The 9,585-nt window shown below is 63.9% G+C and carries 12 protein-coding genes; 7 read left to right on the top strand and 5 right to left on the bottom strand.

Going from position 1 to position 9,585, the window contains the following annotated elements:
• On the top strand, window positions 1-1,600 hold a 1,600-nt coding region (locus ABDZ92_RS16970; RefSeq protein WP_343764247.1), incomplete at its 5' end, for a ParB/RepB/Spo0J family partition protein.
• Between the two features lie 113 nt (window positions 1,601-1,713).
• On the opposite strand, the gene ABDZ92_RS16965 is transcribed toward ABDZ92_RS16970, so the two are convergent.
• Window positions 1,714-2,283, bottom strand: a complete 570-nt coding sequence (locus tag ABDZ92_RS16965; RefSeq protein ID WP_343764244.1) for a hypothetical protein — start codon at window positions 2,281-2,283, stop codon at window positions 1,714-1,716.
• 329 nt (window positions 2,284-2,612) lie between these two features.
• Here ABDZ92_RS16965 and ABDZ92_RS16960 point away from each other — a divergent pair, with 329 nt between their 5' ends.
• The 4 genes from ABDZ92_RS16960 to ABDZ92_RS16945 all read left to right on the top strand — a co-directional run bounded on the left by ABDZ92_RS16960 (window position 2,613) and on the right by ABDZ92_RS16945 (window position 5,350).
• Window positions 2,613-2,999: a DUF3768 domain-containing protein gene (locus tag ABDZ92_RS16960; protein WP_343764241.1), complete on the top strand. Its 387-nt coding sequence runs from the start codon at window positions 2,613-2,615 to the stop codon at window positions 2,997-2,999.
• A gap of 126 nt (window positions 3,000-3,125) precedes the next feature.
• On the top strand, window positions 3,126-3,383 hold the full coding sequence (locus ABDZ92_RS16955; protein WP_343764238.1) for a hypothetical protein: 258 nt from the start codon (window positions 3,126-3,128) through the stop codon (window positions 3,381-3,383).
• A gap of 2 nt (window positions 3,384-3,385) precedes the next feature.
• Window positions 3,386-4,678, top strand: coding sequence for a Fic/DOC family protein (locus ABDZ92_RS16950; protein ID WP_343764235.1), 1,293 nt, complete (start codon window positions 3,386-3,388; stop codon window positions 4,676-4,678).
• A gap of 18 nt (window positions 4,679-4,696) precedes the next feature.
• Entirely contained in the window at window positions 4,697-5,350 is a 654-nt protein-coding gene (locus ABDZ92_RS16945) for an SOS response-associated peptidase (RefSeq protein ID WP_343764232.1), read from the top strand.
• Window positions 5,351-5,360: 10 nt separating this feature from the next.
• On the opposite strand, the gene ABDZ92_RS16940 is transcribed toward ABDZ92_RS16945, so the two are convergent.
• The 3 genes from ABDZ92_RS16940 to ABDZ92_RS16930 all read right to left on the bottom strand — a co-directional run bounded on the left by ABDZ92_RS16940 (window position 5,361) and on the right by ABDZ92_RS16930 (window position 7,499).
• On the bottom strand, window positions 5,361-5,711 hold the full coding sequence (locus tag ABDZ92_RS16940; protein ID WP_343764229.1) for a response regulator: 351 nt from the start codon (window positions 5,709-5,711) through the stop codon (window positions 5,361-5,363).
• 90 nt (window positions 5,712-5,801) lie between these two features.
• Entirely contained in the window at window positions 5,802-7,064 is a 1,263-nt protein-coding gene (locus ABDZ92_RS16935; RefSeq protein WP_343764226.1) for a Y-family DNA polymerase, read from the bottom strand.
• A 3-nt stretch (window positions 7,065-7,067) separates the two neighbouring features.
• The gene (locus ABDZ92_RS16930; RefSeq protein WP_343764250.1) at window positions 7,068-7,499 is read right to left on the bottom strand and encodes a LexA family protein; all 432 of its coding nucleotides are present in this window, start codon (window positions 7,497-7,499) and stop codon (window positions 7,068-7,070) included.
• Between the two features lie 139 nt (window positions 7,500-7,638).
• Between ABDZ92_RS16930 and ABDZ92_RS16925 the strand changes: the two genes are divergently transcribed.
• Entirely contained in the window at window positions 7,639-7,839 is a 201-nt protein-coding gene (locus tag ABDZ92_RS16925; protein WP_343764223.1) for a helix-hairpin-helix domain-containing protein, read from the top strand.
• 9 nt (window positions 7,840-7,848) lie between these two features.
• Window positions 7,849-8,505 carry a hypothetical protein gene (locus ABDZ92_RS16920; protein ID WP_343764220.1) on the top strand — a complete coding sequence of 219 codons (657 nt, stop codon included), beginning with the start codon at window positions 7,849-7,851 and terminating at the stop codon, window positions 8,503-8,505.
• Between the two features lie 239 nt (window positions 8,506-8,744).
• Here the strand turns inward: ABDZ92_RS16920 and ABDZ92_RS16915 are convergent, their stop codons facing one another.
• Window positions 8,745-9,368 (bottom strand): recombinase family protein, encoded by a 624-nt coding sequence (locus ABDZ92_RS16915; protein ID WP_343764215.1) that lies wholly within the window; start codon window positions 9,366-9,368, stop codon window positions 8,745-8,747.
• Window positions 9,369-9,585 lie beyond the last annotated feature (217 nt).

The following is a 9,585-nucleotide window of genomic DNA, read 5'->3' as shown; positions in this document are numbered from 1 at the left end:
GGTTCGCGACAAGAGCGAAGCCGTCGAACTGTCGCTGATCGAGAACGAGCAGCGCGAGGATATGCACTACGCCGACCGCATCCGGTCCTATGGCGCGCTGCGCGATGCCGGTATGTCGGCCGAAGACATCGCCGCACGGTCGGGCCTGGCCGTCAGCTTCGTCTATAAGATGCTGCGGCTCTGCGCCCTTGCGCCCACGCTGATCGACCTGATCGCCAAGGACCAGTTGAGTCTGGAAGCGGCACGGGCGCTCACCCTGACCGACGATCACACCCTACAGGTCAAGGTCTGCAAGGCGGCAAACGGGCAAGCCCATGCCATCCGGCGGATGCTGACCACCGAGAAGATCGCAACGACGCACGGGGCGTTCCTGTTCGTCGGGCGCGACGAATATGCAGCGAAGGGCGGGACCATCACCCCCGACCTGTTCGGTGAAGGCGATGCCGGTTACGCGGACCAGCCCGAACTGGTGCAGGAACTGGCGGAGGAAAAGCTGGACGCAGTTGCCGAGGAATATCGCGCGATCGGGTGGCATGAGGTCAAGGCCGCACTCGACCGGCCCTACGACTATTACATGAAGGCCAGCCTGTATCCCGCCACGCGCGAGCCGAACGACACGGAGGCCGAACGGCTGACCGCGATCGACGCCGAAATCGAGGCTATCGCCGAGACGGAAGGCGAGGACAGCGACCGGATCGAACCGTTGATCGACGAGCGGGACGAGATCAACGCCGGGCGTCGCGCTTTCACCGCCGAGCAGGTGGCCGTGGGCGGTGTCATGCTTTGGGTTTCTAACGATGGCACCCTTGGCAAAGGCTTCTATCGGGCCAAGGCCGAGCCGAAGCCCAAGGCGACGAGCAGCGGACCGCAGCCGCTCTACAGCAACGCCCTGTTCGCGGACCTGACCCGCATCAAGACGCAGATCGTGCAGGAAGCGGTCGCGGGCGATCCAACGCTTGCACTCGACATCATGATCGACAGCCTTGCAGGGCAGCTACTCCACGGCGCGCACAGCTATCAGATGGCAGCCGAGATACAGGCAAAGCCGATCGTGACGACCGTTGCCGACGAACTGATGGCGACGAGCAATGTGCGTGCCGTCGAGGATATGATGGCGACCCGCTTCGCTGCGCTGCCGACCGAAGGCCGGTTCGAGGCGATTCGGGCGATGGACCAAGATGACAAGCTGGCGCTGTTGGCGGGACTCGTGGCGATGACCATCGACGGGACGGTGTTCGCGGGCGGCTCCCCCGGTATGCGGCACCATCGTTTCGAGCAGATCGCGCGTGAGAGCGGCGTGGACATTGCCGCCCGTTGGTCCGCCCCCATCGCGTTCTTCGACAAGATGCGCCGCGCCGCGATGATCGACCTGTTGCGCGACGAAGTGGGCGCACCGAGCGCCGAGAATTGCGCGACGATCAAGAAGAAGGCCGATTTGGCGGTGAACGTCTCCGAACGACTTTCGGCCCGCTGGCTTCCCGCCCCGATGCAGATCGGCGCGTTCGACCAGCCCGACGCCGACACGGAGGGCTTCGATCCCGACATGGACGGTAACGAGGACATGGAGAGCGGCGTGTTTGCCGACGATGAAATGGCCTGACGGCGACGAGGGGTCCGATGATGATGATGATCGGACCCCTTTCCCCTCTCCCCGCAACAGGCAGGCAGCGACGGGGCGGTGACAATCGGACCCGTTTTGCGTTGCGCCAAGCGTCAGCGAGCCGCCGGCGCGACGGCCATGCCCCGCATGACCGTCGCGCGCGCAGCCCCTGCGGGGCCGCTAGCAGCGCCCGTCCGGTGCCCGGGCGCCGCCAAGACGGCAGAAGGAGTAGGTGTGCCACGTGGCACACCTGCAATCCACGCATCGCCGAGCCGGGCCAGCAGGTCGCCCAAAGCGCGACGGCGATAGGCGTTCAGCCAGCGTCGACGCCGATGCTCGGCGGCATCATGGATCATGTGGCACCGCTGGCAGAGCGCCGCGAGGTTGCGCGGCGCATTGTCGGTCGGATCGTGGTTGAGGTGCGCACAGGCGATAAAGACCCGCGTGACGCGAACAATCGCTGCCAGCTCGGCGACGGAAACGCGGACGATCCGCCCCCTTCCGTCGCGCCAGCGTCGCCGCTCGCCATCCCACCAGCGACCATCACCCAGGTGGAACACCCGTGCGCCATGCGGACGACCACAATGCTCGCAGCAACCCTTGGCGCGACCGAAGCGGATCAGCTTCGACAGCTCGGGCCAATCGATCGGGTAGAGCCAGCGATGTTCGGCCTGGATCGGCATTGCGATTCTATGAGTCAGCGGACGGCGGAACGAAAGCGGAAAATCGCTTGTCGACGTGCGTGTCCGCACGGCGCTTTGCGTGCCGGTCCAGCTCCGCACTGCCGGCGGGGGGAACACCAAGGGCGCCGCCCTTTCGTTCCCGAACGACAATCGGCCGCCCGAGTAATCCACCAAGCACGGCACCCGGCCTTTCAGGACTGGCCGCGCTAGGCGGCTCGCCCGCGCCAGCGACAGATTCTCGCTCCCCCTCCCCATCCCGTCCTCGCCGGACAGGCAGGGCCGTGAGGCCGAGTGGCCTTGCGGCCCATGCCAGAAGGAGGACAGACACCATGCCGACCCTCGATCAGATCGAAACCATCCGCCGTCTCAACGACGCCGCCCGCCGCTATCCCGGTCATGCATCGCGCGCCGTCGTCACCGAGGGCTTTCAGGCTCTACCCGATGCCGACCGCTTCGCCGCACTCGCCGTGATCGTCGGTTTTACCAAGTTCGATGGCGATAACGACCCCTATGGCGAACATGATTTCGGAGCGGTCTATCGCCTGCCCCAAGGCACATGGACCGAACGTCGCCCCGATGATGCCGAGACGATCACCCAGACCGTGTTCTGGAAAATTGACTCTTACGACAACGCCCTGATGTTCGGAAGCGAAGCGCCTTGGGATGAAGCGCAGACCAAACGTGTCCTGACGATCATGCTCGCGAGCGAATATTGATCGCTCCGGAACGCGCCGTGCCCAGGCGGGCGCGGCGCAGCGCGGCGACTACCCTTCGCGGAAAGAGCCTCTTTGATTGAGAAAATCGAGCGACGCGCCTAGTATGGAACCCGAAAGGATGACGAGATGCCCACCATCGATATCGACGCGCTGCGCACCCGCATCCGGGCTATGGAGTTCGAGCGCGGCACCGCCGAGCAGGTCGCGCTGTGGAAGCGCGACGTGGCCGAGGCACGCGCCAATCTTGTGATCGAGGATATGTCGCCGACGCGCGATGAGGACGCGATGTTCGCGATGATGCTCGAAGAAGGCGTGCCCCCGGCCATGATGCCGGCGATCATGCTCGACCTCTATAGACCCGGAAGCGATCAGATCGCGGCCTGACCTTGGCCGACGACCCCTACACATATCCCGGCACCGACACGCTTCGGAACAAGCTGGGGATCACCGACGCGGCGACGCTGACGGCCGCGGAACGGCAATTCACGCTGGCGCGCGGCGCTGACGCCGCGCGCCAGACCTTCCCGTTGACCGCCGACGGCTATCGCGCGCTCCACGCGCATCTCTTCCAGGACCTCTACGCATGGGCGGGAGAGGATCGGACGGTGAATATCGCCAAGGGCGGATCGAGCTTCGCCGCCGTGCCTTATATCGCCCGCGAATTGGACAAGCGGTTCGGCGAGGTAGCGGCGCAAAGCGGATTTCGCGGACTTGCCGCAGGCGAGTTTTTCGACAGGCTCGGCAACCACATCAACGAGCTGAACGCCATCCACCCCTTCCGCGAAGGTAATGGGCGCACGATGCGCCACCACGCCGTGCAGATCGCGCGCGACGCCGGGCACGAGATGCGGATCGGGCTGATCGATCCGAAAACATGGATGGAAGCATCGCGCCACGGTTTCCTAACTGGCGATCACCGCCCGATGAGCGCTGCGCTCGCTAGCGCCGCGCTCGAACATGACGTCGTGATCGAACCGCGCCTCGGCCCCGCCGGGGTCGCGATGCTCCCCCCGCGCGATCCGCCCGCAGGCCAGCGGTATCGCATCACGCTCAACAAGGTGCGCGAAGAGCTCGAACGCTATCTGCCTGCCGCACAGAAGGAGGCGGACGGACAACTGCGCAACCTGACCGCGCTCAAGGTGTCGAGCAAGACCATCGGAGCGGCGCGCACCGAACTGGCCTATTTGCGCCACCCCAAAGGTCCGCTCTATCAGTCCCATCTTCTCACCCAGCTCGGCATCCGTCAGGTCGATGCCGTCATCCACAAGGATCAGACGCCGCTCGAGCGGGTGCGCGAGATCGGTGCCGCCTTGGGCGTCCAGATCAATTCCCAGCAGCAGGTGCAGCTTCAGCGCGCCGTCCGCGCACTGGAGCAACCCGCCCTGCCCCCCGGCCATGCCCCGGGCCAGCAGCGTCTCGCGGCGCTATTCCTGAAGAATACGGCCGACGCCAATCGTGCAGACCCGCGCCTAGCTCCAGCGCAAGCCCTCGTCGATGCGGCCGCCTCCAAAGCGCGCGATCGGGGCGACGATGACCGCGCCGTCACCAAGATCGAGGATGCGACCCGGAAGGGCGTCGCCGCACGGATCAGGACAGGCGGCAAGCTCGACAGCGAAAGCCTTGGCGCTGCCGATCCCGGACGCGGCGCGCCGAACAAGGATCGAACGCGAAGCCGCTGACGCGGGCAGGAGTCCGGTATGTGCAACAGGTATCGTCTGTCGGCCAAGCAAGCGGCGGTGATGCGCGCGTGCGGGTTCGACCCGCCCTTTGCCGAGGACGAAACCTATCCCGTCCCGCGCGAGATCTTCCCGACGGGCAAGAAGACCGCGCGCTACGGCCTGATTGTGCGGCGATCGACGCAAGGCAACAGGCCATTGGAGCCGGTCGCGATGGAATGGGGCTTCCCGACACAGGTGCCGAGCAAACGCGACCCGGCGGTAAAGCTGGAGAAGTATGTCACCAACGCCCGCAACCTTGCGTCCTCGATGTGGAAGCCGTCGCTCGCCAACCCGGAGCGGCGCTGTCTTGTCCCCTTCACCCACTTCGCCGAGCCCCACCCTGAGGGGGGCACTGGTGACGACAGCAAGCCCCGGCAGATGTGGTTCTCGATCCCCGATGAGCCGATCGCGTTCTTCGCCGGCCTATGGCGGCCGACGCCGCGAGGCGAAGCCTACGCCTTCGCCACGACGTCGCCGAACGCGATCGTCTCGCCTTGGCATCCCAAGGCTATGCCGGCGATCCTACACCCGCGCGACTTCACGACTTGGCTCGATGGCTCGCAAGACGAAGCGCTGGCACTGGTCAAACCCTATGACGGCGCGATGACCGAACAGGTCGCGACGCCCACCTAAGGCGCAGCCCTCAGGTCGGCGCGATTTTCCGAAAAGCGCCAACGACTTCGTGGGGATCGATCGGCTTGCTAAGGATGGCAGCTGCATAATGGCAAGGTTCGCACGCTTCGGGCGTCCCGGTAATGAAGATCACCGGCACGTCGCCCAATTGCTCCATGATTTCGACCACCGCCAGCGGCCCGGTTCCTTCGGCAAGCTGCACTTCTGACAGGATGACAGCGGGAGGGTTCTTCGTCGCTGCGGCTACGGCATCCGATTGGGTCGCAGCTTGGTCGATCGACGTAGCTCCGGCGCTCAACGCCAGCTCGCAGACATATTCCGCGATCAGCCATTCATCCTCGATCACCAGCACATGGCACATCGACTTCTCCTATCGAGGAGGGAAACCCGCGAGAGAAGGCCATGACCCGCCTCCGATCAAATAAACTCGCAAACGTGGTAGTTTAGTCGATCAGCGTGCAACGGGAATTTCTCCGATCCGCGTCGTCCACGCCGGGCTCTTCTGCGATCGCTTGGTATCGAATGACCGTGCGCCGCACCCCTGCGCCCCCAGGACGATGGTGTTGCGACCGAAGCGGCTGTTGAGGCCGTCCATCGCCGCTAGCAGCGCTGGCGCCTTGGGATCAGCCGTCGCGAACAGGTCCGTTTGCCCTTCGCCCTCCGGCACCAGATCCTCCAGCAGCACGCCGCATTTGGTATAGACGCCTCCCGGCTGAAACATCGCATCCATCATCTTCCCCGCGATCCCAACGATCACGCGGGGATCGTTCGTCGGCGGGGAGAGACGCGCCGATCGCGACGCCGAGGGCGGGTTCGGCCGATAGCGCGAGCCATGCGCGAAGGCGATCAGCCGGCTCGCCGCGAGTCCTTGCGCGCGTATCTTCTCGGTAGCGCGCGCCGCGCGCCTCGCCATCGCTTCGCGCAGCTCGACGGGATCAGAGACAGGTGCGCCAAACTGGCGCGTCACCGCGGTCGCCTTGAGCGGTTCGGGCGCTACTTTGAAGTCATCGCACTCGGTCCCGCCCAGTTCGCGGACAAGGCGTTCCAGCACCACCGTTCCCACGTCTCGCGCGACTGTCGGGGGCAGTGCGGCCAAGTCCGCCGTCGTCCTCACACCGAGGGGCCGAAGACGCGTTTCCAGCGCACCCCCGATGCCCCACACTTCTCCGACCGGCCATTGCTGGAACAGACGCCGGCGCAGTTCGAGATCGTGAAGGTCGACCACCCCGCCCCACACCTTCTCCGTCGCCTTCGCCAACGCGTTCGCAACCTTCGACAAGGTGCGGGTCGGACCTAGGCCGATGCGGGTCGGAAGCCCGACTGATCGAGCAATATCCTCGCGGACCGCGTGCGCGGTCGCGACGTCGCCAAGCCCGGTGGAAAGCACGGGCAACCGGAAAAAACTCTCGTCGATCGAGTAGATTTCGACCGTCTCCGAATGGTCGGCGATCACCGAATTGAAGCGACGATTGAGATCCGCATACAGTTCGTAGTTGCTCGATCGGAGCTGGATGCCGTGACGCTTGATGCGGTCGCGAATCTTGAAGACCGGCTCGCCCATGCGGACGTGCAGCGCCTTCGCCTCTTCTGAGCGGGCGACCGCGCACCCGTCATTGTTCGACAGGACGATGACCGGCACGTCCCGCAGGCTCGGATCGAACAGGCGTTCGGCCGAGACATAGAAGTTGGCTACGTCGACGATTGCCCAAGACACGACCTAGCGCCGATAGTCGCGCACGCCAGTCCGCACGACACCCCAGATCTCGACCCCTTCGGCCGAGGTAGGTTCGTAGCATTGCTGGCTATTGCGCGCTTCGAGGAAGGCGGCGCCCCGGCGCCGGACAAGCTGGCGGCAGACGAAGCCGCCATCGACGATCGCGATCACGATATGCCCTTCTGCAGGGCGCGTGTCACGATCGACCACCACCACGTCATTGTCGTAGATGCCCGCTTCGATCATGCTGTTGCCGCTGATGCGGAACACGAACGAGGCCGCCCGATCGAGACGCAGCAGCTCGATCAGGCTTATCGCGTCATCTTCCCAATCTTGGGCCGGGCTTGGAAAGCCGGCGCCGGCAGCGCCGACGATGCGAAGGACAGTTTCCCGTGGCACCCCGGCGACCGGGACCGGCTGCATCAGAGGCAGCATGTTGATTCCCTTCACCGCCTTGTAACTCGCTAGAGAACGAAAAGGGAACAGGCATGTTGAACCGTTCGCCGCAATACGGTCGACGGTTTCGCTTGCGGCCGTGGCGACAGATGGCACGATGCACCATCAGGAGAACGCCATGCCAGCTACCAACGTAAATACCGCAAGTGCCGATGAGCTAGATGCCGTCCCCGGCCTCAACGGACATGGCCCGGAAATCGTGCGCTACCGCGAGGAGCGCGGCGGCTTCAGCGATTTGCGCCAACTGGAGGAAGTGCCTGGACTTGCCGGAAAGGTCGACGGCAGCAGTGCGGCGCTCACCGTTGGCGACCCTGCTTGAGGAACAAGCATGAGTGACGCGGACGCAGATGACGACGATGGTGCCTATTATATCGTTCCTGAAGAGGCGATCCAGTATCTGCCACAAGAGTGGCAAGAGGCGATCTACGCGCGTGCCGAGGACGGTCGCAAAGTCCTCGAAACCGCTGACAGGGAGCTGAAGCAGCTCTCGCGACTGTCATTATCCTTTTACCACGTGACAGTGCTGAAACACATCAGGGACAAGCTGGCTGTCTATCGATTCAAGGCAGATATGGTCGCGTTCCTTGAACTGGACATGCTGACGACTGCCTTCGTCGCCACCTATGTCCGGCTTCACACCGGAGGGAGCGGTAGTGGCTTCGCGCGCGATGCGCTGCCCGAGGCGTTGCGCGGTGCCCATGACGAAATTATCGATATGCGGAATAAGCGATACGCCCATGTCGCAGATCATGATTCCGTCAACGATGAGATGGAGATCCAAGAGGATGAAGGGCGCTTCATCGTCAGTCTAAGCCTGCGCTTCGGGTTCTACATCGGAGGGTCGAACGACTGGACGAAGCTGGTCGATGCCCTCGATGAGATATTCGCCGAGCGAGGTCAAAAGATTGTCGAGCGACTTCAGGCTAGAACTGGGAGACAGTGGTTGATCGCACAAGGCGCCCCTCCCGATGCAACGTCGGCCTGATTAGCAGGCGCAGCTGTCCCCAGCGGTCAGCGAGACATCGGCCGAGGGCCAAGTGCGTCAGCCAGCCCACCATAATAGAGCGTGACGCTACCGTTGCCATCATGAGGGAAGTCCGACCAGGCTATTGGTCGCTCGCGAAGATTGTAGGCAGTCTCCCCGTCGCTCATGACGATCTCCGCATCCGGATGCTCCTTCGCGATCCTCGACAGGGCTTCGACTAGGGCTGCTAGTTTCATCGTTCACTCCGTAGGTTTGCTGTGCAATGCGACTGCCGCGCTATCCTGTTCCATCTCTTCCGCGTTGATCGCATCCTGAACCGGCCCCGGAAAATGTCGGTAGAGCGTCGGGACTGAGACGCCGATCGCCGGCGCGACTTGGCGGATCGTCATACCCGCGACCAAGAGCTTACGCGCCGCCTTGATCCGCGCCGGCGTCATCACTGTCTGACGGCCGCCGATCTTGCCGCGGCGCTTCGCAACCATCAACGCAGCCGTGGTGCGCTCTCGGATAAGGTCGCGCTCCATCTCGGCTACTGCCGCGAGAAGGCGGAAGACGAACTTCCCCATCGTCCCTGCCGTGTCGATGCCGTCGGTGATCGAGCGCAACCCAATGTTCCGCGTTTCCAGCTCTTCCGCGAGGGTGGTCAGACCCTTTGCCGTTCGGCCGAGACGATCGAGCTTCCAGATTACCAGTATGTCGCCGTCCCGCGCGTGCGAAAGTGCTTCAGCTAGGCCGGCGCGGTTCGCTTTGGCGCCGCTCGCCTTGTCGCTGAAGGTGCGCTCGCAACCGGCCGCGCGCAGCGCGTCGAGCTGGGGCGTAAGATCCTGCTCCGGCGTCGACACGCGCGCGTATCCGATCAGCATGGGCCGTTCTCAAAACTCATGCGCGACGCCTATCACGACGGCCAGCAATCGAGAAAGTGTTTTGATACGCTTTGCTGGGCTGCTACACGTCTCAAATGGCCGTGCTTCAAAATCGATCGTTTGTGAGAAGGCTCTCGGGCCTGTCCCGAGCGTCGGTTGTCGAAAGCACGAATGGCAATGGCAACGCCGTCGTTCGGTTATCGAAAGCACGAACTTT

The organism is Sphingomonas molluscorum, assembly GCF_039522995.1.
GTDB classification, from domain to species: domain Bacteria; phylum Pseudomonadota; class Alphaproteobacteria; order Sphingomonadales; family Sphingomonadaceae; genus Sphingomonas; species Sphingomonas molluscorum.
Note: the sequence above shows the minus strand (reverse complement) of the source record. Positions and strands in the feature narration are given on the sequence as shown.